Annotated in this window: 16 protein-coding genes; 2 read left to right on the top strand and 14 right to left on the bottom strand. The window is 45.5% G+C overall.

What is annotated here, in order from left to right:
• Positions 1–97: 97 nt before the first annotated feature.
• Positions 98–1051 carry a calcium/sodium antiporter gene (locus DYE48_RS10885; RefSeq protein ID WP_115823653.1) on the top strand — a complete coding sequence of 318 codons (954 nt, stop codon included), beginning with the start codon at positions 98–100 and terminating at the stop codon, positions 1049–1051.
• A gap of 699 nt (positions 1052–1750) precedes the next feature.
• Here the strand turns inward: DYE48_RS10885 and DYE48_RS10890 are convergent.
• On the bottom strand, positions 1751–2179 hold the full coding sequence (locus DYE48_RS10890; protein ID WP_115823654.1) for a hypothetical protein: 429 nt from the start codon (positions 2177–2179) through the stop codon (positions 1751–1753).
• A 306-nt stretch (positions 2180–2485) separates the two neighbouring features.
• On the opposite strand from DYE48_RS10890, the gene DYE48_RS10895 reads away from it, so the two are divergent.
• The gene (locus DYE48_RS10895) at positions 2486–3211 is read left to right on the top strand and encodes a polyphosphate kinase 2 family protein (RefSeq protein ID WP_115823655.1); all 726 of its coding nucleotides are present in this window, start codon (positions 2486–2488) and stop codon (positions 3209–3211) included.
• A gap of 787 nt (positions 3212–3998) precedes the next feature.
• Here the strand turns inward: DYE48_RS10895 and DYE48_RS10900 are convergent.
• The 13 genes from DYE48_RS10900 to pcrB form a co-directional block, all read right to left on the bottom strand.
• A complete protein-coding gene (locus DYE48_RS10900) occupies positions 3999–4286 on the bottom strand; it encodes a YkvS family protein (protein ID WP_115823656.1) in 288 nt (95 codons plus the stop codon).
• 295 nt (positions 4287–4581) lie between these two features.
• Positions 4582–4782: a hypothetical protein gene (locus tag DYE48_RS10905; protein WP_115823657.1), complete on the bottom strand. Its 201-nt coding sequence runs from the start codon at positions 4780–4782 to the stop codon at positions 4582–4584.
• 13 nt (positions 4783–4795) lie between these two features.
• A complete protein-coding gene (gene rlmD, locus DYE48_RS10910; protein ID WP_115823658.1) occupies positions 4796–6199 on the bottom strand; it encodes a 23S rRNA (uracil(1939)-C(5))-methyltransferase RlmD in 1404 nt (467 codons plus the stop codon).
• 149 nt (positions 6200–6348) lie between these two features.
• The gene (locus DYE48_RS10915) at positions 6349–7269 is read right to left on the bottom strand and encodes a diacylglycerol kinase (RefSeq protein WP_115823659.1); all 921 of its coding nucleotides are present in this window, start codon (positions 7267–7269) and stop codon (positions 6349–6351) included.
• 155 nt (positions 7270–7424) lie between these two features.
• Entirely contained in the window at positions 7425–8855 is a 1431-nt protein-coding gene (gatB, locus tag DYE48_RS10920; RefSeq protein ID WP_115823660.1) for an Asp-tRNA(Asn)/Glu-tRNA(Gln) amidotransferase subunit GatB, read from the bottom strand.
• Positions 8855–10324, bottom strand: a complete 1470-nt coding sequence (gatA, locus tag DYE48_RS10925; RefSeq protein WP_115823661.1) for an Asp-tRNA(Asn)/Glu-tRNA(Gln) amidotransferase subunit GatA — start codon at positions 10322–10324, stop codon at positions 8855–8857. The genes gatB and gatA overlap by 1 nt, the downstream gene beginning before the upstream one ends.
• Before the next feature lie 12 nt (positions 10325–10336).
• Complete coding sequence (gene gatC / locus DYE48_RS10930; protein WP_089651494.1) at positions 10337–10627, bottom strand: Asp-tRNA(Asn)/Glu-tRNA(Gln) amidotransferase subunit GatC; 291 nt, start codon at positions 10625–10627, stop codon at positions 10337–10339.
• A gap of 638 nt (positions 10628–11265) precedes the next feature.
• Complete coding sequence (gene putP / locus DYE48_RS10935) at positions 11266–12777, bottom strand: sodium/proline symporter PutP (RefSeq protein WP_115823662.1); 1512 nt, start codon at positions 12775–12777, stop codon at positions 11266–11268.
• Positions 12778–13272: 495 nt separating this feature from the next.
• Entirely contained in the window at positions 13273–14823 is a 1551-nt protein-coding gene (gene pruA / locus DYE48_RS10940; protein WP_115823663.1) for an L-glutamate gamma-semialdehyde dehydrogenase, read from the bottom strand.
• 854 nt (positions 14824–15677) lie between these two features.
• The gene (locus tag DYE48_RS10945) at positions 15678–16823 is read right to left on the bottom strand and encodes a CamS family sex pheromone protein (RefSeq protein ID WP_115823664.1); all 1146 of its coding nucleotides are present in this window, start codon (positions 16821–16823) and stop codon (positions 15678–15680) included.
• An 89-nt stretch (positions 16824–16912) separates the two neighbouring features.
• Entirely contained in the window at positions 16913–18913 is a 2001-nt protein-coding gene (gene ligA / locus DYE48_RS10950) for an NAD-dependent DNA ligase LigA (RefSeq protein WP_115823665.1), read from the bottom strand.
• 14 nt (positions 18914–18927) lie between these two features.
• Complete coding sequence (gene pcrA / locus DYE48_RS10955; protein WP_115823666.1) at positions 18928–21165, bottom strand: DNA helicase PcrA; 2238 nt, start codon at positions 21163–21165, stop codon at positions 18928–18930.
• Positions 21162–21872 carry a heptaprenylglyceryl phosphate synthase gene (gene pcrB, locus DYE48_RS10960; RefSeq protein ID WP_115823667.1) on the bottom strand — a complete coding sequence of 237 codons (711 nt, stop codon included), beginning with the start codon at positions 21870–21872 and terminating at the stop codon, positions 21162–21164. Before pcrB ends, pcrA begins: the two co-directional genes overlap by 4 nt.
• Positions 21873–21875 lie beyond the last annotated feature (3 nt).

Here is a 21875-nt window from a genome sequence, read left to right on the forward strand (position 1 = left end):
CGTAGCAGAATTGCTGTAGTTCTCCTACTTTTCAACGGCAACGAATGAGGGTATGGGAAAACTAGTAAAAAGTAATAAAGGAGTTTGATAGGCGAATATGGCATACATTTTATTAATTGTCGGCTTTGGCTTATTGATTAAAGGAGCCGATTTATTCGTTGATGGGTCTTCAAACATTGCCAGGCTACTCCGTGTACCTCCTATTTTAATAGGGTTAACTATAGTAGCTTTCGGCACAAGCTCTCCTGAGGCGACAGTCAGCATCATCGCAGCCTTACAAGGAAATGCTGAGATTTCGCTGGGAAATGTTGTAGGAAGTAATATCTTTAATGTCACTTTAGTTGTAGGGATAGCCGCTTTCCTATATCCATTAATGGTAGAGAGCGAAACAACGAAAAAAGAAATCCCATTTGTATTGCTCGCTAGTGGAGCTTTACTCGTACTTATTAGTGATATGGAGTTACAAGGTCTAAGTGAAAACTTACTTACACGTAGTGATGGCATCATCTTTTTATTGTTCCTATCTATTTTTATGTACTATGTAATTGAAGTAGGGATGAAAAGTAGAAAAGAATCGACACATGAAACCATCCCCTCTAATATAAAGTGGGGAAAAAACAGTCTTTTGACGCTGGCAGGTTTAATAGCTATTATTTTTGGCGGCGACCTGGTGGTAGACAGCGGCACAGAAATCGCCTATAACCTTGGGATGAGTAAAACTTTAGTGGGATTAACCATCATTGCGATTGGTACATCCCTTCCTGAACTTGTAACCTCTATATCCGCTGCATTGAAGAAGGAAAGTGGCATCGCACTAGGAAATGTTGTGGGAAGCAACATCTTCAATATTTTATTTGTGCTGGGGGCTTCCGCTGTCATTTCGCCTTTATCTGTAAATGGGAAAATCTTTGTCGATGTCATGATTATGATCGCACTAAGCTTATTATTGTTTCTATTCTCAAGGACCCATTATAAAATCGGAAAAACAGAGGGTTTCATCCTTGTGGCCATGTATATCATTTATCTTGTTTACATTATTTTGAGAAACTGAAATTTCCAGTGGTTATTAAAGGGAAAATCACTTTCGTCTTTGAAATTCTGAAATGAAAAAGCCCCGGCACTATAGCAGTGCCAGGGCGGAAATAAACAACTTAGGTGACCCAACCATGTAAGAATCATCCTTGATTCTACACATTTTTGAGATTCAGACTAAGAAGGACAATTCTTCTGAGAATTCGTTTCCTTTTCCGGTTAAGCCTCATTTGCCTTCCTTCCACCTTTCATGATTCGCAAATGAAAGGTGAAAACCAGCTAAGAGAATTCTCTTTGTTTCCTTACGCAACGCTCAATCTAATTTCATTGGGGGATTGTCTTACACTGACCTCCACGACCTGCCATCCGCAGGCCTTCTTTTTTCACCTGTCCCTTCTCTCAGGACTTTTACCATCCTTAAAAAATGGATGAACGTCCTTCTGTTGACGGGGACTTTCGTTCGTATGGAAACGAACTCGCGATGGTTGAGTCACCTAAGTTGTTTATGTTTTTTTGTTATCTTCTTTACACTCTTATTATACCACCATTTACGAATTTGAACGCTGGAAGTTGTGTCCGTTCTGTAAACGTTTACGTTGAGGTTTAACCAACAGTGGGGTTCCTTTTTATAAACGATCTCTCACACGTGAAGCAATCCATTTTGTAAACTAATCTTTCGAGCCTGCTTCTAGTTAATTATATATCAGCGGTTACACCTTCACCGTTTGACGGGGTGATTAGGTTTGTTGATATCAATGACCCCATTGTCTACTGGATCAGATTGATTCCCACTGACTACAACGTGATATTCCCAACTCCCCCATACTGGAGTTCCTTCACCTGTGTAACGGGGATCTGTTTCATGAACAATAAGGTAAAAATACTTTTCCCCGGTTTCCATATTCTTAATGTGATTGGTCATCCACCCACTATCGAGATAAGGGTCCCCTCCAAAGTCGCCACGGTATTGAACTTTGTAATGATACACACCAACCTCTTGAGTATACATACCTGTTACATCTCCCACAGGAATACTGCCATCATCTGTCTGATGACCAGGAACGACACCACTCTTTGCTGACACCCCTGATGTCATTAAACTCATAGCAAAAACTATCCCCAACCCAGCTGTTATTAATTTTTTCATGTTTGAGTTTCCTCCTTATATCCTTACTCTTTAATCAATCCCTACTTGTTCTAAGTATGTCTGCTTCGTGATGAACAGAAGATTAGTTTACAAATGGATATACAAATAGTAGCACAAATAAACAGAATACTTTGTAATTTATTGTCGAGTTTTTAATAAAGAGTTAGGAATAAGGTCCTTCATTCCATCGAGGTCAAAAGAAAATCCCTCTCATTTTCAGGATCATATTCAAAAGGATTCAGGCTATTCCTGATGAATATGTAGAGAAAGGGGTATAAAAACAAAAACTATAAAGGAGAGGAATGTATGCTGGAATCTGTAGATCTATCCTTGAACATAGACAAAAAGCAATATAAAGAGGAAATGAAACAGACTCAGTTGAAGTTACTCCAGTTACAGCGATCCATCTACGATCAACAGTTAGGCGTCATTGTTGTTTTTGAAGGCTGGGATGCTTCCGGAAAAGGAGGCGCCATCAAACGGTTAACGAGCGGGCTCGATCCCCGGGGATTTGAAGTACATGCCATTGGTGCTCCTTCCACGAATGAACAGAGGCACCATTACCTCAAACGTTTCTGGAATAAGATTCCGCCGTACGGGAAGATAGCGATCTTTGATCGTTCCTGGTATGGCCGGGTTCTTGTGGAAAGAGTCGAGAATTTCGCCTCTGTTTCGGAATGGAACCGAGCCTATAACGAGATTGTTCAATTTGAGCACCTACTTGCTCAGGATCGATATGTCGTCATCAAAGTATGGCTGCACATTTCTAAAGAAGAACAATTGAAACGATTTCAAGAAAGAGAAGAAGACCCTTTAAAAAGATGGAAAATCACGGATGAGGACTGGAGGAATCGTTCCAAGTGGGAGATGTATAAAGAAGCTGTAGAGGATATGTTTCAGCACACGTCTCCTTCAGAAAGCAAGTGGTATATCGTAGAAGGAGAAAATAAACACTATGCCAGAGTGAAAACCAATCACATCATTATACAGGAGATTGAGAACAAATTAAGGGATTTAAATCCTTCTATGTAACCGTGCCTGCCTCCCTCTTTCATTAACATCTCGGATACAATTCCGGTACATAAAAAAGCCCTGGCACTTAAGAAAGTGCCAGGGCGAAAGTAAACAACTTAGGTGACCCAACCATGTAAGAATCATCCTTGATCCTACACATTTTTTTGGATTCCAGACTTTCTCGTAAGGACAATTCCACGGAGAATTCGTTTCCTTATCCGGTTAAGACCAATTTTCCTTCCCCTTCTTCTTCCTTAACTTCAAAGAAGAGAGAAAGCACCAGCTAAGGAAAAGCTTTTTCTTTCCTTACTCAACCCTCGATCTAACTTCAATTGGGGTTCGTCTTACAAAGACTTTCCCGCCACCTACCATCTGTAGACAGCTGTATCACCTGCCCCTTTCAAGACTGTTTTTTCATCCTTATGAAACGGATGAACATTCTTTCATCGGCGGTAATTTTCGTTCGTTTGGAAACGAACTCGCGATGGTTGAGCCACCTAAGTTGTTTATTTGTTTTTGTTATCTTCTTTACACTCTTATTATATCACCATTTCCTGATTTCAACGATCTCAGTTGTGTCAACTTTGTAAACGTTTTCTTTTGAAAAACGAAATTACCTGCTTTCCGATTTGCGATCATCGAAACTCCTAATTCCCCCTCACTTAAAAACACCGTAGCTTAATTAACCCAACAGCTCCTAATTGATACTTTTCCAAACCATTCACCGTCTACTTCCCCACGCTTAAAAAAGAGCACCACCCTCGATAAGGGTGAAGCTCTTATATATATATTACTATTGTTGAACTTACACGTCGCGACGTTTTTTAACGCTGTAGTTTGTATGAGCAACAACGGTTTTTTCGAAATCTAAATTGCGCTCGTGGAAATCATCCATAATGGTCATATCGCAAACAACGGAGTTTTGTAAATTAACAGAAGTTACGACAGCTTCAAACTGTTGGCCGTCTTTTTGAAAAGTTATAATATCGCCTACTGTTGCTTTTTCCTCTTCTTTTACTTCCTGTTCTTCTTCTGAGTTTTTCTTTTTAAAAGCAGCATCAACTAAATTTTTGCTTATATTTTCATCAGCCATGAGAAATTCCCCTTCCTAGTGAGTGAATGTAATGTGATTTTTGTAGTTTAGCTTACGTTTGTGGCAAGATTCTGGCCAAGGGTTTCCTTATCTATACCCTTAATCAATTGCCCTCATTCTCCTTAGAGTATTACTCTGGCACGATTCTTTTTTAAAAGAATCGGACAAAGCTCCCTAGATAAAGTTACCCTGCAACTCAAAGAATATAACATGTATAAAAACAAGCCGGTCGTTGTGTGGTTACCTCTCCAAACACAACAACCGACCCTTATAGGCTTAAGAATTTACTTTTTCTTCATTCATCCATCTCCACTACTCTCGCTACCTTACTGCCACAGTTTTCACATTTGCCATCCAACATAACACCCACAGGATGATCAACGATAATGAAGTCAGTAATTGTGACAGTATCACTACAGTTTGTACAATAGACATTGGCTATAAGTTGCTTTCTAAAATCCTTTGGTAAAGACAACCACATTTTGTTCGCTTCCACTTCAAGAACTCCCTTAAAAAATACTTCTGAGATTTACACTTCTTTCTTTCTCCAACCATGTCACACACTCTACATGACTCGTCTGCGGGAACATATCGACAGGCTGAACTTCCTTCGTTTCATACCCGCCATCTTCTAAAATACGCAAATCACGAGCAAGCGTCGACGGGTTACAGGATACATAAACAATCCGCTCCGGTTCCATATCCAGCATCGCTTTCAACAGCTCCTCATCACAGCCTTTACGTGGAGGGTCGACAACAATAACATCTGGACGAAGTCCCTGGTTACGCCACCAAGGCATAAGCTCTTCCGCTTGTCCGACATAGAATTCCGCATTGTCCATCTTGTTCAAGCGTGCGTTTTTCTTGGCATCAGTAACGGCTTCAGGTACGATTTCAACGCCGTAAACTTTCTTCGCTTTTTGAGCGAGGAACAAGGAAATGGTTCCAATACCGCAGTAAGCGTCAATGACGGTTTCCCCACCTCTTAAATCGGCATAGTCGAGAGCCTGGTCATAGAGTTTCTTCGTCTGGGTCGGGTTAACTTGGTAGAACGATTTCGGTGAGATCATGAATCGGATATCGCCGATCGTGTCATAAATGTACTCATCGCCCCAGATAATGTTCGTTTCTTTTCCGAGGATGACGTTCGTTTTCGCACTGTTGACATTATGGACGATCGATTTCACGTTTGGAAAAGCATCACGGATTTCATCAATCATTTTGTCTTTGTGTGGAAGCTTTTTCGTCTTCGTCACGAGGACAATCATGATATCTTTCGTATTTTGACCGGTACGGACCATGATGTGTCTCAGAACGCCGCGGTGGGTCTGTTCATCATAGGCATCGATTCCATGCTTGGATGCGATTCGGCGGACAGCTTCGACCATGCGATCGTTCATTTCGTCCTGAATAAGGCATGTGTCCATGTCGATGATGTTGTGGCTTCGTTTCTGGTAGAAGCCTGTCATCAGTTCGCCGTCTTCTTTCTGCCCGACAGGAATCTGGACTTTGTTCCGGTAACGCCACGGATCCTCCATACCGTCCGTCGGGTGGACAGGGACGTGTTCGAGGTGGCCGATTTTCTTCATGTTGTCTTTCACTTGTTTCTGTTTCATATCGAGCTGCATTTGGTAGCTCATATGCTGAAGCTGGCAGCCGCCGCACTGGTAAAACACATCACATGGTGGCTCGACACGGTCTTCACTTGCTTCAGTCACTTTCACCAGCTTGCCAAAGCCGAAGTTCTTCTTCACCTTGACGACTTTCACTTCAGCCTTTTCACCTGGAAGGCCATACGGTACGAAAAGTGGATAGCCATCGACTTTCCCTACCCCATTGCCTTCGTGAGTCAAATCTTCAAAGCTCAGTTCAATCGTCTCGTTTTTCTGTACGGGCGGTTTCGGTTTCGCCATTGTTCATCCGTCCTTTATCGCTTTATCTATATACTCTACATGTAAGTTTATCATATCTCTAAGTGCGGAGTCGCCCTGAGTAGTTATGACATGAACCACTCATAAACAAAACAAAAGAACGCCACTGTCTCACACAGCAGCGCTCCCCATTATTCTTCTTCGTCAGTTTCTTCTTCTCTGAATTTATCTTCTGGGACAAAAAAGTCCAGATGTCTGTATAAATTGACAAATTCCCCGGGCAATAATCCACCGAATTCCCCGTCAATATTCAACTGCATCTTTTCGTCTGTCTTCACCTTCACACGACTTGCGGTCGTGTGAATGAATTTCGGATGATTCAAGTGGTGGCCCTGGATCGCGAGTGTTGCTAAGCGGACGAATTCGGCGATGTTCATTTTTTCAATGATCATCAGATCAAACAGTCCGTCATCCATACGGGCGGATGGCGCTAGTTTTTCAAGGCCGCCGACAGAGTTGGTGTTACTGACGAGGAAAAGCATGATCTCGCCTTCATACCATTTGCCGTCATACTCCATCTCGACGTAGGTCGGACGGATGGATGGCAGCATTTCGATGCCTTTTAAGTAGTAGGCGAGCTGGCCGATCATCGTCTTCAGCTTACTTGGTACTTCATAAGAGATTTCGGTGATCTTACCGCCACCGGCGATGTTCATGAAATATTGGTCGTTGACACGGCCGATATCGAGCGGATGGCTGTAGCCTTCCAGGATGATATCCACCGCTTTATGAATGTTTCTAGGTACGTGTAAGGCACGGGCAAAATCGTTCGTTGTCCCGACTGGAATGATGCCGACTTTTGGTTTGTGTGGTTTTTCGGCGAGTCCGTTGATCACTTCATTGATGGTTCCGTCTCCCCCTGCAGCGACAACGAGATCGAATTCTCGGTCCACGGCGTACTCTGCTGCTTTGACAGCGTCACCAGCACATGTGGTGGCATGAGTGGAGGTTTCGTATCCGGACTGTTCGAACCGTTGCAGAATGTCCGGGAGAACCTTGCGTATGACTTCTCTTCCAGAGGTCGGGTTATATATAATTCGGGCACGTTTCATCGTGTATGACCCCCTTTTCTATCCAAGCATGTTCCATTCTACATCATAGCGCTTTTCCCTGGATTTGCAAACCATTTCTATAGTATATGATGGCAGGTCCTAAACCATACGAAAGCACGCACCAGCAAGTGCGTGCTTCCTTATCATTCAAGCGTTTAGCGCTTTTCCATTTCTGCAAGGATGATCTTGTTGACCATCGGCGGGTTCGCTTGTCCTTTGGTTTCTTTCATCACCTGTCCGACAAGGAATCCAAGGGCTTTGTCTTTTCCGTTCTTGAAGTCTTCGATGGACTGCGGGTTGTTGTCCATGATGCCGACGACGATTTCAGTCAGCTGGCCTTCGTCGGAAATCTGTACAAGTCCTTTATCCTTAACGATCTTCTCAGGATCGCCGCCTTTTTCTACAAGCTCTGTGAAGACTTTTTTCGCGATCTTGGAACTGATCGTTCCGTCTTCGATCAGCTGGATCATCTTCGCAAGAGAAGCTGGAGTCAGCTCAAGCTCATGAAGCTCTTTATAGTGCTTGTTCATGTAAGCTGAAACTTCACCCATCAACCAGTTGGAAGCCTGCTTGATGTCCGCTCCTTCGGCAATGGTTTTTTCGAAGAAATCGGAAAGCTCTTTGTTGTTGGTAAGAACCATCGCATCGTACTCTGGAAGCTTCAGTTCTTCAATGTAACGCTTCTTACGGGCATCTGGAAGCTCAGGAATTTCAGCACGGATGCGTTCTTTCCAAGCTTCATCGATGTGTAGAGGCACAAGATCCGGCTCTGGGAAGTAACGGTAGTCGTCCGAACCTTCTTTGACACGCATAAGGATGGTTTCTTTCGTCTGCTCATCGTAACGACGAGTCTCCTGAAGGATTTCTCCTCCGGAAAGCAATTCTTTCTGCTGACGCTTCTCTTCGAATTCCAGTCCTTTTTGTACAAAGGAGAAGGAGTTCAAGTTCTTAAGCTCTGTCTTCGTTCCGAACTCTTCCTGACCGATCGGGCGGATAGAAAGGTTAGCGTCACAACGTAGGGAACCTTCTTCCATTTTACAGTCGGAAACGCCTGTGTACTGGATGATGTTTTTCAAAGCTTCCAAGTACGCGTACGCTTCTTTCGGTGAACGGATGTCCGGCTCAGATACGATCTCAACGAGCGGAGTACCTTGACGGTTGTAATCGACAAGAGAGTATCCATCATCGCTGTGTGTCAGCTTACCTGCATCTTCTTCCATGTGAAGACGGGTAATGCCGATACGCTTCTTCTTACCATCGACTTCGATATCGATGTAGCCATTTTCACCAATCGGCTTGTCAAACTGAGAGATTTGATAAGCTTTCGGGTTATCCGGATAGAAGTAGTTTTTACGGTCAAACTTCGTGTCTGTCGCAATGTCACAGTTCAAAGCCATGGATGCCTTCATCGCGAAGTTGACGGCTTCTTCGTTCAATACCGGAAGAACACCAGGGTACCCAAGGTCGATCGGGTTCACGTTCGTATTCGGATCATCTCCAAACATGTTCGGAGACGGGCTGAAAATTTTCGAGTCTGTTTTCAATTCTACGTGGACTTCAAGTCCGATAATCGTTTCAAAGTTCATTAGCGCGCACCTCCAAGGGACGGGCGTTGTTTATGATAATCAGTCGCCTGTTCGAAGGCATGAGCGGCACGGTAAACGGTACCTTCATCAAAGTGTTTTCCGATGATCTGAAGGCCGATCGGAAGACCGTCTCCAGAGAAACCGCATGGGATAGAGATTCCTGGTACGCCTGCAAGGTTAACCGGAATCGTCAAAATATCGTTCGCATACATCGTCATTGGATCATCGACTTTGTCCCCTACTTTGAAGGCAGGTGTCGGTGTTGTCGGCCCGATGATGACATCGTAGTCTTCGAACACTTTTTCAAAATCGTTCTTGATCAATGTACGGACTTGCTGGGCTTTCTTGTAGTACGCATCGTAGTACCCGGAGCTTAGCGCAAAGGTTCCAAGCATGATCCGGCGCTTCACTTCGTCACCGAAGCCTTCGGCGCGGGAACGCATGAACATATCCAACATGTTTTTCGCATCTTCGGCACGCTTACCGTAACGGACACCGTCAAAACGGGCCAGGTTCGCAGATGCTTCAGAGGACGAAATCAGGTAGTACGTGGATAGCGCGTACTTGGAGTGAGGCAGAGAAACTTCTTCCCAAGTCGCACCCATTTTTTCGTATTCTTTAAGAGCAGCTTTGACTGCTTCTTTTACTTCTTCAGAAACCCCTTCAGAAAGGTACTCTTTAGGGACACCGATCTTCATGCCTTTTACATCACCAGTCAGAGACTCGGTGTATTTCGGCACTTCGACGTTCGCAGAAGTAGAGTCCATCTTGTCATGACCAGCGATCGTTTCAAGCAAGAACGCGTTGTCCTCGACGCTGCGAGTGATCGGTCCGATCTGATCAAGAGAGGATGCGAACGCGATTAGTCCGAAACGGGAAACACGTCCGTATGTCGGTTTCAATCCGACTACACCACAATAAGCGGCTGGCTGACGGATGGAACCACCTGTATCAGAACCGAGGGAGTATGGAACTTCTCCTGCGGCTACAGCTGCTGCAGAACCACCACTGGAACCGCCTGGAACGTAATCGGTATTCCAAGGGTTACGAGCCGCTGCATAGCTTGAGTTTTCGTTGGAAGAACCCATCGCGAATTCGTCCATGTTCAATTTTCCGATCGTGACGGACTTGGCATCATTCAGTTTGTTGACAACTGTCGCGTCATATAAAGGATCATCCAGATTAGACAGAATCTGGCTTCCTGCTGTCGTACGCAGTCCTTTTGTTACGATGTTGTCTTTCACACCGATTGGCAGACCAAAAAGCTTCGCATCGTCGTTGCCACGCTCCTGATCAAGTTCTGCTGCCTGCTGCTTCGCTGCTTCTTTGTTCAAAGTAATGAACGCTTGAACTTCCTCGTCCACTTCTTCAATTCGCTTGTAAGATTCCTCCACTAAGTCCGTGACAGAAATCTCTTTATTATGTAGCTTCTCTTGAAGCTCACGTAATGTATAGTCAAATAAAGACATCGTCGAACCTCCTTATTCCAATACGGATGGCACTTTGAACTGTCCATCCTGCTTGTCCGGTGCATTTTTCAGTGCATCATCCTGAGAAATCCATTTCTTCGGCTCGTCCTTACGCATGACGTTCTTCAAATCAAGAACGTGGGTCGTAGGCTCGACGCCTGTTGTATCTAGTTCATTCAACTGCTCGGCATACGTGATGATGTCATCAAGCTGCTTTGTGAATGTCGTTGCTTCTTCTTCCGTGATCGCAAGGCGCGCGAGATTCGCGACGTGCTTCACTTCCTCTTTGCTAATTCTGGACATAATGCGACCTCCATTTCGATCTCACATAATATATGATCATACCAAATATCAGAATCCATTTTCAACGTACGGATACACCTTTCTTATCTTAACACATCAGAAGGACGCTGTCTTATGGTGAAAGCTCCCTCTTGATGCGAGTGTTTCCATTGAGTTCGATTGAGCTAGGAGGTCCGGGAAACCACTCGCTTTCCATGGGCGTACGGTGAGCTTCCTCGGGCTGAAGCCCTGCGGGATCTCACCATGTACTCTAATCCCATAGGAGTCTCGCAGTTTCCCGGACCTCCTTGCGTGTATGGGTAGAACGGAAACATCAAAGGTAAGGCTTTAAGCAAAATGGTCTTCAGTGCTGCAGCATTCTAAATTCTAAATTATAAATTAAATACAGGAATCACTCTGTGTTTGGAATAATTCAGTATAAAACACTTCTTCTGCAAATCGTCGTTTTCCTGAACCCGTATCCACGGCCAAAAATGATCTATTCATGAATCTCTCGTGTCTTGCTTACAACAGGTTAATTTGGCTGGTAGAGAATCACCAACCTCCCGTGGAAAGCGGCTGCTCTTTCCATTCAAAAAGATCTCGAAACTAAAAAAATCCCCGGCCATAAGACCGGGAATTTTGTAGTGAAGAACTTTTTACAATTTCGTAACTTTATCAAATTCTTCAGCAATATCTTTCGGTGGTTGACCAGCAAGGCTGACAAGAATAGCGACAAGTCCACCAAGGATGAAACCAGGTACGATTTCATAAAGGTCGAAGATTCCGCCACTCAAGAAGTCTGCCCATACAACAACGGTAACAGCACCGACGATGATTCCGGCAAGCGCACCATTACGTGTGATGCCTTTCCAGAATAGGGACAAGATGATAACGGGACCGAATGCGGCACCGAAACCTGCCCAAGCGTAAGATACAAGACCAAGAACGGTACTGTCCGGGTTACCTGCAAGAAGCACGGCGATCAAGGCGATACCGGCTACCGCAGCACGACCAACCCATACCAATTCTTTTTCAGTAGCGTTCTGGCGGAACAGTGCTTTATAGAAGTCCTCTGCTAGTGCAGAAGAAGATACAAGCAACTGAGAGTCAATGGTACTCATGATGGCAGATAGGATCGCTGCTAGTAAGATACCTGCAATGACTGGGTGGAACAGGATTTGGGAGAACGTGATGAAAATCTTCTCTGAGTCGACAAGCATTTGAATGCCGCCTTCTGTCATCACTTCTGCGTTAAATGTAGAAAGATCAGCTACATCCGCAGTGTTGATGTACGCAAGTCCGAATAGACCTGTGAAGATCGCACCGTAAAGACCTAGAACCATCCAGCCGATACCGATCAAGCGTGCTTTCGGAACGTCCTTAGGAGAACGTAGGGCCATAAAACGTACAAGGATGTGCGGCTGACCGAAGTAACCAAGTCCCCAAGCAAGGGAAGATAGGATCGCAAGGGCACCAACACCTTGAACCATGTTCAAGTGAGATGGATCGATTTGGGCTACTGCGTCTGTTGCAGCATTCCAACCCCCAAGTTCAGTAATCGCAACAATTGGTACAGCGATTAATGCAAAGAACATCAAGATACCTTGAACAAAGTCTGTCCAACTTACGGCTAGGAATCCACCTAAGAAAGTGTAAGAAATAGTAACAATTGCACCTAACCATAGAGCTTGTGTATAACTCAATGCAAAGGAAGCTTCAAACAGCTTCGCACCGGCAACCATACCGGAAGATGTATAGAAGGTGAAGAATAAAAGAATGACAGCTGCAGAAATGACACGTAACACGTGGGAGTGATCACGGAAGCGGTTCTCAAGATAGTCTGGAACAGTAATCGAGTCATTTGCAATCTCCGTAAATACACGAAGTCGGCGTGCGACGAACTGCCAGTTTAAGTATGCACCAATAGCGAGACCGACACCGATCCAAGCTGCGGACAATCCTCCAGCATAAATCGCGCCAGGCAAACCTAGCAGCAACCAACCACTCATGTCGGATGCACCGGCAGATAGCGCGGCAACTCCTGGACCTAAACGACGACCACCTAAGACATAGTCAGATAAATCACTTGTAAGACGATATGCAGCAAAACCGATTCCCAGCATACCGATTAAATAGACAATAAACGTTATTAACGTAGCAGTACTCATGTTTTGTTATTCGCTCCTCTCAGTGAATAGTGTAATGATAGATAGAATGATTAAAATAGGCATTGGTACAAATAACCAGAACCATGTTGCTCCAGCGATGGTTGCTGATGTTGCAGTAGCGAGTTCAAACACATTTCCACCTCCCAAATGTTGGTTTATACAATCCTATGCAAATCGTACCGACGCATGGTTCTTAAGTCGTATTGACTTAAAAAAACCAAACACAGGTACAACTATATCATATAACTTTTGTAAGAACATTGCAAAAATTGTGTTAATGGGTCGTAATTGAATTTTTATTCGTTAATTCAGTATAAAAATACATATATGTGTCATTTTTATGATATTCATTCACAAAATTTATTTAAAAAAATTTTAGAGGTCATAAGAAAATGGGGAAATGTTCCCTTTTCCCGACAGCGTTAGTATGTTCTATTTTTCATAAAAAAATCCCTTTCCACATACATGTGGATGAGGGATTTTTTGGTCGTTCTATTACAACATTTCCGATGTTGTTTTGCCTTGCATATGGTGAATAAGATAATCAGGTCCACCGGCTTTCGAATCGGTTCCGGACATATTGAATCCACCGAACGGATGATAGCCGACGATTGCTGCTGTACATCCACGGTTGAAGTACAGGTTACCTACATGGAAATCTTCGCGTGCTTTTTCAATATGCTCGCGATTGTTGGAAATGACCGCCCCAGTCAAGCCATATTCGGTATTGTTAGCGAATTCGATCGCTTCATCGAATGATTTCGCCTTCGTGAAGCCTACAACTGGACCGAAGATTTCCTCCTGCATGATGCGGGCTTCCGGATCGAGGTCAGCAAAAACAATCGGTGCTACGAACCAGCCTTTACTGTCGTCTCCTTTGCCGCCTGTCATCAGTCTTCCTTCTTCCTTACCGATTTCGATATAATTCAGGATCTTGTCATAAGCGCCCTGATCGATGACCGGCCCCATATAGTTGCTGTTATCCGTCGGATCCCCATAGTTCACTTGTTCCTTCGTCTTCTGAACGACTCGATCCAGCAGCTCATCATACACATCTTCATGTGCAATGACACGGGAACATGCGGAACATTTTTGGCCAGAGAATCCAAAAGCCGAGTACGTGATCGCATCAGCCGCAAGCTCCAGGTCAGAATCGCTGTCGACGACGATCGTATCTTTCCCACCCATTTCAATAATGGTACGCTTCAACCACTTTTGACCATCGTGAACTTTTGCGGCACGTTCGAACAAACGGGTACCGACTTCACGAGAGCCTGTAAAACTGATAAAACGCGTCCGAGGGTGATCGACAAGATAGTCGCCGACCTCTTTTCCGCTTCCCGGGATATAGTTGATGACCCCTTTCGGCAGTCCTGCTTCTTCTAACACTTCCATCATTTTGTAAGCGATGATTGGAGTTGCACTCGCCGGCTTCAGAAGAACCGTGTTCCCTGAAACCATCGCAGCAACCGTCGTTCCGCACATGATGGCAAAAAGGAAGTTCCATGGGGAAATAACCACCCCTACCCCGAGCGGAATGTAATGGAACCGGTTATTTTCTATCGGACGGGAATTGATTTCCACGCCTTTATCAATTTCAAGCATTTGTCGCCCATAATACTCCATGAAGTCGATCGCTTCTGCTGTATCCGCATCTGCCTCTTTCCATGGTTTCCCGCCTTCTTTCACAAGGTGTGCCGTGAACTCATGCTTACGACGACGAACGATTGCCGCAGCGCGGAAAAGGATATCTGCACGGAACTTCGCTTTTGTCTTTCTCCACCAGTCAAACGTCTCGTCTGCTACCTGGTGAGCTTTCTCAGCCAAGTCCTGATTCGCCTTCGACACATATCCGATTACTTCCTTCTTGTTGGCCGGATTGACGACCTCGATCTTGTCATCCGTCATGATCCGCTCCCCGCCGATGATCAGAGGGTACTCTTTTCCAAGGTCCGCTTCTACCTGCTTGATTGCCGCCTGCAGAGCTTTCCGATTTTCTTCCACTGTGAAATCAGTAAATGGTTCGTGTTTGTAAGGAACTACCATAAAAAACCGCCTCCTTGAAAAGTAAAATGGGTGACACTGCGTAATAATTTGAAAATTACCACATTAAGCGTTTCCATAACTATTCTATCGTAACGGTGAATCTAGTTCAATCGATTGAGACTGATTTCATCGGAAATATCCGACTGTGCACAACTGCAGCCAAACATTTTCTAATATAATCGGATTTGCTCGATATATTTCTACTTTTGTCGATATTCAACCATTCCACGAACCACTTTATCTTATAAGAAATCTCCCTATTCTTGAAGACTCGGTTTCGAAACTTTTGTGTGAGTTTAGGGGCTGCGGGAAAAGGTTAGCTTTCCATGGGGCGGGCGGTGAGCCTCCTCAGGCTACGCCTTCCGGGGTCTCACCTGTCCCACACGTCCCATAGGAGTCTCACCGTTTCCCTCCGCCCCTTTGCCATATAAGTGTCTCGAAACCACTTCCAGAATAAGCTGCTTTTATGCAAAGATTAAATGGAGGACACGAACTTGCAGGGGCTCTATTCTAGGTGCGAAAAGCTTGATATGTAGCGCTTTATGCATATAACAAGAGGATAGTGGAAGATATCCTCCCTTGATAAAGGGGTTCGTTATTCACACATATATCGAATGGGGGGGGTTGGGAAGCTGCGAGACTCCCGTGGGAGAAAGGAGATAGGCGAGATCCCGCAGGACGCAGTCCGAGGAAGCTCGCCACTCCCCCACAGGAAAGCGAGTTGCTTCCCAGCCACCCCTGACGCTCAACACGGCAAACGAACCCTGAAAAGTCTCGAAACTGAGTCTTCCACAATCCTGCCAGTTTGTTTAATATAAAGACCGCACGGGGATTAGGCCCATGCGGTCTTTGTGTTATTCGTACACATGAACGAAAGGTTCCTGCTCGCCGGCTTTTTTGACGATCAGACTTTCCGGTTCATCCATGCTGTGGATATTCACTTGCACATTATAATGATCTGCAAACATTTCGTTTACAAGACTGTACACATATTGTGTAAACCCGACAACTTCCGATTCAGATTGGAACTGGATCGGAATTTCAATCGACACTTCGCGAAGTTCGTTATTCACGTAAAATCCATTGGCGATCATACCTACAAAGTTCGGGAAGTAGTCGGATACTTCTTTTCTGAAGTCCGTAAAGATCTGTGAGTCATCGAAGTGATCCTCTTCTCCTTCATTGGAAGGAAACAGGACGTGCTTTTCATCAATGTTATCCCAACCATTAATGGTAAGGTCGGACCCTTTGACATACGTTTTACTTAAAAACTTACCTGGGACCTTCGAACTCGCTTCCTCTTCTTCATATAAGGCAAAGACAACCGGAACATCGTTAAGCTCTTCTCTCTCCCGAATCCGTTTCAAAATTTCCCCGGCATATTCTTTCCCTTTTTGAAGAAGCTCCTCAGTTGAATGGTCTACAGAGAGGCTTTGGCCCTCAGTCGTGAAATTGTAGACGGTTCTCAATGAAATTCCGATGGTCACTCCGCTTAGCTCTACCTTATTTTCATCTTGTCTAACTAAGTAATTCTGCTCGATGATATTCGATATATAGCGTGGACTTTCACGAAACTCTTCTTCGGTCGCTTCATCTTCGTTAAGCTCCGGATTTAAGCCATCTTCATTTCCTGAACTCTCCCGGCCTAACCACCGGAGCAGCGTATCCCCTTCAAAGTATTGACCTGGCTGGAAAAAATACTTGTCCGGATCGAAATATTCTTTAGAATGGCGGCGGAGGCCACTTTCGAATTCATCGATGTCCATCCGGTTCCCCATTTGGTTCGTCGTCACGGCTCGTGCAGTTGAAACCTTCGGGCTGCTTTCTGTGAGGATCATCCGGTAATCCTGTTCCGACATATTGTAGTTCGGGATGATAGCGGATTGATTATTTTTTTCATCTTTCGTTTCTTGTATGACTTCTTCTCTGTTGTCAAAAACGGGCGTACACGCGCTTACGACGAGCAATGAACTAAGCAACAGTGCGTGCATCTTCCTCATGCTTTCCACTCCCTTAATGAGACCAGCCGGAGCGTCTATGTTCGATCACACTCCGGCTCCTCTTGTATAACCATTAAACGTTTGGTCAATTAGGATAAAGCGTTTTTGAACTGCTCTTCATCCCAAATTTCAATCCCCAATTCTGATGCTTTCGTGTACTTGGAACCGGCGTCTTCGCCAGCGATGAGAAGGTCTGTTTTCTTACTGACACTTCCTGTCACTTTCCCGCCAAGTTCCTCGATCATTTTCTTCATTTCCGAACGGCTGTATTCTTCCATTTTCCCTGTAAGGACCACAGTCTTATCGTTGAAAGGAGAATCGATGGGCTGATCGCTCTTCTTAGCGCCCTTATACTCCATGTTGAGACCGAGCTGATTCAATTCTTCCAATAATTGTATGACCTGGTCTTCATCAAAATAGCTGGCAATCGATTCGGCCATTTTGCTGCCGATTTCAGGGATGGCTTCAAGCGCAGCGGCATCCGCTTCGACGAGCGCGTCCATATGTTCAAAATGCTGGGCAAGCGTGCTGGCTGCTTTCGAACCGACGTAACGCACACCAAGACCAAACAGCAGTCGCTCAAGGGAGTTTTCTTTTGAAGCTTCTATCGCGTTCAAAAGGTTCTCCACCGATTTTTCACCCATACGGTCAAGTTGCAGCAGCTCTTCGCGGTCGAGCTTATACAAGTCTGCAATCGTATGGATCAAGTTTTCCTGGAACAGTTGGGCAATCACTTTTTCTCCAAGACCTTCGATATCCATCGCATTTCTTGAAACGAAGTGGATCAAGCCTTCCCTGAGTTGAGCCGGGCAATTCGGGTTCACACAACGTAAAGCAACTTCTTCATCGAGACGGATGAGCTCGCTGCCACATTCCGGACATTCTTCCGGCATGCGGTACGGCTTTTCCTCCCCTGTCCGCTGATCTTCAACGACACGGACGACTTCAGGAATGATGTCTCCGGCTTTTTTGATGACGACCGTGTCTCCGATCCGGATATCTTTTTCAATAATAAGGTCTTCATTGTGCAAGGATGCGCGTTGGACCGTTGTTCCCGCGACCTTGACGGGATCAAGAATCGCTGTCGGCGTCACGGCTCCTGTGCGGCCGACACTGAGTTCTATGTCTATCAGCTTTGTGATCGCTTCTTCAGCTGGGAACTTATAGGCCGTTGCCCAGCGCGGACTCTTCGCTGTAAAGCCGAGGTCTTCCTGTTGATCGAGGCTGTCCACTTTGATGACGATGCCATCAATCTCGTAATCAAGATCGGCACGGTGTTCGACCCAGCTATTGACATAGTCGATGACCTCTTCAATATCGTTACACTTTTTCCATTCCGGATTTGTTTTCAATCCTAGCTCTTTCATTTTCTCCAGGCGTTCACTGTGGGCTTCGGTCGGATCGTTCTCCCACACGCCGATGCCGTATAAGAAAATGTCCAGGTTACGCTTGGCTGCGATTTTCGGGTCCAGCTGTCTTAGTGAACCCGCGGCTGCGTTACGCGGGTTGGCAAAAGGCTCTTCCCCATTTGATTCTTTCGCTTCATTCAATGTCATGAACGATTTTTTCGGCATATACGCTTCCCCGCGGACTTCGACGGTCACCGGTTCTTTCAGGCGAAGAGGAATGTTTCGGATGGTACGAAGGTTTTTCGTAATATCCTCCCCGGTCGTTCCATCTCCACGCGTCGCTCCCCGGACGAAGATGCCATCTTCGTATTTCAAGGAAACCGCAAGGCCGTCGATTTTCAGTTCACATACGTAATTGACCTCTGCATCCGTGCCATTTTTGACACGACGGTCGAAGTCTCGAAGTTCTTCATCATTGAAAGCATTTCCGAGGCTGAGCATCGGGATGTCGTGCTGTACTTTTACAAAAGCATCGAGAGGCTTTCCGCCGACCCGCTGGGAAGGCGAATCCGGCGTCTGCAAATCCGGATATTCTTCTTCAAGCTTGATCAGTTCCTGCATCTTTTTATCATATTCATAGTCCGAAACACTCGGAGCATCGAGCGTGTGGTATTCATAGCTGTACTGCTCAAGATTCTGTCTGAGTGTTTCGATCTTTTGCTTAGCTTCCGTTGCGTTCATATCCATCCACTTCCTTACGCTTTCGTAATCGGAGCAAAACGGGCAAGCAGGCGCTTAATGCCTGTCGGTGCTGGGAAGGCAATATCCAATTCCATCGCATCTCCTTCACCCTGCACTTTGACGACCGTGCCCTCGCCCCACTTCTTGTGCTGCGCTTTGTCCCCAGGCTGCCAGCCGATCTTCTCTCCACCTGACGAAGCTTTTTTCTCAGGCTTCTTCGCGGCACGTTTTTTCGGAGCTGCTTGAGGCTTCGTACCGAACGGCGTGCTTTCACGTTTCTTATTGAAAAATGGCAGTTCTTCTTTCTCTTCTTTTCCTTCAATCAGCTCTTCTGGGATTTCATGAATGAAACGGCTGATTGGATTCATGTTCGTCCGACCGTATAGCGTACGCATTTTTGCATGAGAAATGAACAGCTCTTTTTCCGCACGGGTGATTCCGACATATGCGAGACGGCGTTCTTCTTCCATTTCTTCTTCATCCATAAGCGCACGACTGTGTGGGAAGACGTTCTCTTCCATACCGATCAGGAAGACGACCGGGAATTCCAGTCCCTTCGCTGAGTGCAGCGTCATCAACGTAACCGTATCGTCACTACTAGGGTCTTCATTCATAGAATCAATATCCGCAATCAAAGCGAGATCCGTCAAGAAAGCGACGAGTGTTTTATCCTCTGCGTTCTCTTCGAAATTCTTCGTAACGGATTTGAATTCTTCGATGTTCTCTAGACGGCTTTGTGCTTCGATGCTTTTCTCGTTCATGAGCATCTCTTCATAGCCTGTCTTGTCGATGACTTCCTGGACCATATCGGTCGCAGAAAGGAATTCCTGCTGCTCGGCCCAGTTTTGGATCATTTTACGGAAGCTCATGATCGCTTTTGCTGCTTTAGCGCTGACGCCGACAAAGTCAACTTCGGCCGCAGCTTCGTATAGGGAAATGTCGTGATCTGCCGCATAGGCAAGCATCTTATCCATACTCGTTTTTCCGACACCGCGCTTCGGTTCGTTGACGACACGTTGGAAGCTGAGATCGTCGTTTGGGTTGGCAATAAGACGGAGATAGGCAAGCAGGTCCTTGATCTCTTTACGATCATAGAACTTCGTGCCACCGATCATCTGGTACGGGATGCCTGCTTTGACGAACGTTTCCTCAATCGTACGCGATTGGGCGTTCGTACGGTACAAGATCGCCACGTCCTGATAGCGGAATTTTCCTTGGCGGACGAGGTCTTCAATTTTGTCTGTGACAAAAAGACCTTCCTCACGTTCGGTTCCTGCCTGCTTGTAATGGATTTTCTCTCCACCTTTATTATCCGTCCAAAGACGCTTCGGCTTACGTCCACTGTTTTTATCAATAACATTGTTGGCAGCATCCAAGATCAATTCGGTGGAGCGGTAGTTCTGCTCAAGAAGAATCGTTCGTGCTTTCGGGTAGTCACTTTCAAAGTTCAGGATGTTTTGAATATCAGCTCCGCGCCACGCATAAATCGACTGGTCGGAATCTCCGACGACGCAAAGGTTCTGGTAACGGCTCGCCAAATGTTTAACGAGTTGATATTGGGCATGGTTCGTATCCTGATACTCATCGACATGGATATACTGGAAGCGGCGCTGATAGGATTCAAGCACTTCTGGAACTTCATCGAAAAGTCTCAGAGTCTGCATAATCAAGTCATCGAAATCGAGCGACTGGTTTTTGCGGAGTTTCTTTTGATAGCCTTTGTAAATCTGGGCGATTTGTTCTTCATGCATGTTGTTCGCTTTTTTTTCATAATCCTCCGCGGTCATCAGTTCGTTCTTCGAATTACTGATCGCACCGAGCATCGCTCGCGGGTCCCATTTTTTCGGATCGAGGTTGATCTCTTTCAGCACTTGTTTAATGACAGAAAGCTGATCGCTCGAATCCAAGATGGAAAAGTTACGGTCATAACCGATCCGGTCGATGTCACGTCTCAGGATCCGTACACACATGGAGTGGAACGTGGACATCCAGATTTTTTCTCCGTCCTTGCCGACAAGAGATTCGACACGCTCTTTCATTTCGCGTGCCGCTTTATTTGTAAACGTAATCGCTAATATATTCCGTGGCGCAACATCTTTTTCACTAAGTAGATAGGCGATGCGGTGTGTCAGCACACGTGTTTTACCACTTCCGGCACCTGCCATGATAAGCAGCGGGCCTTCTGTGTGGGTTACCGCTTCTCGTTGTTCTGTATTCAAGCCTTGAATCAATGCGTTCATAGCCTGTGTCATGAGGGTCCACCATCCTTCATCTTCATTGATTTAACGGCTTCGACCGTTTTAAGAGCAATCTCTAGGTTATCATAAATCACATCGCCGACAACGATGACATCTGCGAAGGCGGCCATTTCTGATGCCTGTTTTTCCGAAGTGATGCCTCCGCCGTAGACGAGTGATGTGTTTTCTAATTGTCGGGAAACGGCTTTAACTAAGTCAGGATCGCCATAGGTCCCGCTGTATTCCATGTAAAAAACGGGCAGACGGAAAATATGTTCAGCCATCTGGGCATAGGCGAGGACGTCTTTTTCATACGGAAGCGAACAATCCGTCCGTTCGAACACTTTCGCTTCAGGGTTAAGCACACAATACCCTTCTGTTAGCATGTCCTGCCACTCAATCACATCTGCATATTCTTTGATCGCCTGATGCTGCACATCAATCATCCACTTCTTATGACCACTGTTCAGGACAAGAGGGATGAAATAAGCATCAAAGCCGGGCGCAATGGCTTCCATGTCTGACACTTCAAGCACAAAGGGGATGTCATAGTTCTCCAAACGCTCTTGCAAATCCGTGACGTTTTCGAACGTGACACCGTCTGTGCCGCCGACAATAACCGCATCCGTCCCTGATGTGCATATCTTCTCTAAGTCTGCGTCTGTGATCGTCTTATTAGGATCAAGCTTGAACACATGATCCCACTCGCTTATATTGTACATTTC

The organism is Halobacillus trueperi (assembly GCF_003386945.1).
GTDB lineage: Bacteria > Bacillota > Bacilli > Bacillales > Halobacillaceae > Halobacillus > Halobacillus aidingensis.

Bases quoted from the DNA above. Each gene is read 5' to 3' on its own strand.
- rlmD (WP_115823658.1), bottom strand. From the start codon at position 6,199: ATGGCGAAACCGAAACCGCCCGTACAGAAAAACGAGACGATTGAACTG.
- gatB (WP_115823660.1), bottom strand. From the start codon at position 8,855: ATGAACTTTGAAACGATTATCGGACTTGAAGTCCACGTAGAATTGAAA.
- putP (WP_115823662.1), bottom strand. From the start codon at position 12,777: ATGAGTACTGCTACGTTAATAACGTTTATTGTCTATTTAATCGGTATG.
- gatA (WP_115823661.1), bottom strand. From the start codon at position 10,324: ATGTCTTTATTTGACTATACATTACGTGAGCTTCAAGAGAAGCTACAT.
- DYE48_RS10895 (WP_115823655.1), top strand. From the start codon at position 2,486: ATGCTGGAATCTGTAGATCTATCCTTGAACATAGACAAAAAGCAATAT.
- gatC (WP_089651494.1), bottom strand. From the start codon at position 10,627: ATGTCCAGAATTAGCAAAGAGGAAGTGAAGCACGTCGCGAATCTCGCG.
- ligA (WP_115823665.1), bottom strand. From the start codon at position 18,913: ATGAACGCAACGGAAGCTAAGCAAAAGATCGAAACACTCAGACAGAAT.
- pruA (WP_115823663.1), bottom strand. From the start codon at position 14,823: ATGGTAGTTCCTTACAAACACGAACCATTTACTGATTTCACAGTGGAA.
- DYE48_RS10900 (WP_115823656.1), bottom strand. From the start codon at position 4,286: ATGGCTGATGAAAATATAAGCAAAAATTTAGTTGATGCTGCTTTTAAA.
- DYE48_RS10885 (WP_115823653.1), top strand. From the start codon at position 98: ATGGCATACATTTTATTAATTGTCGGCTTTGGCTTATTGATTAAAGGA.
- DYE48_RS10915 (WP_115823659.1), bottom strand. From the start codon at position 7,269: ATGAAACGTGCCCGAATTATATATAACCCGACCTCTGGAAGAGAAGTC.
- pcrB (WP_115823667.1), bottom strand. From the start codon at position 21,872: ATGTACAATATAAGCGAGTGGGATCATGTGTTCAAGCTTGATCCTAAT.
- DYE48_RS10890 (WP_115823654.1), bottom strand. From the start codon at position 2,179: ATGAAAAAATTAATAACAGCTGGGTTGGGGATAGTTTTTGCTATGAGT.
- DYE48_RS10945 (WP_115823664.1), bottom strand. From the start codon at position 16,823: ATGAGGAAGATGCACGCACTGTTGCTTAGTTCATTGCTCGTCGTAAGC.
- pcrA (WP_115823666.1), bottom strand. From the start codon at position 21,165: ATGACACAGGCTATGAACGCATTGATTCAAGGCTTGAATACAGAACAA.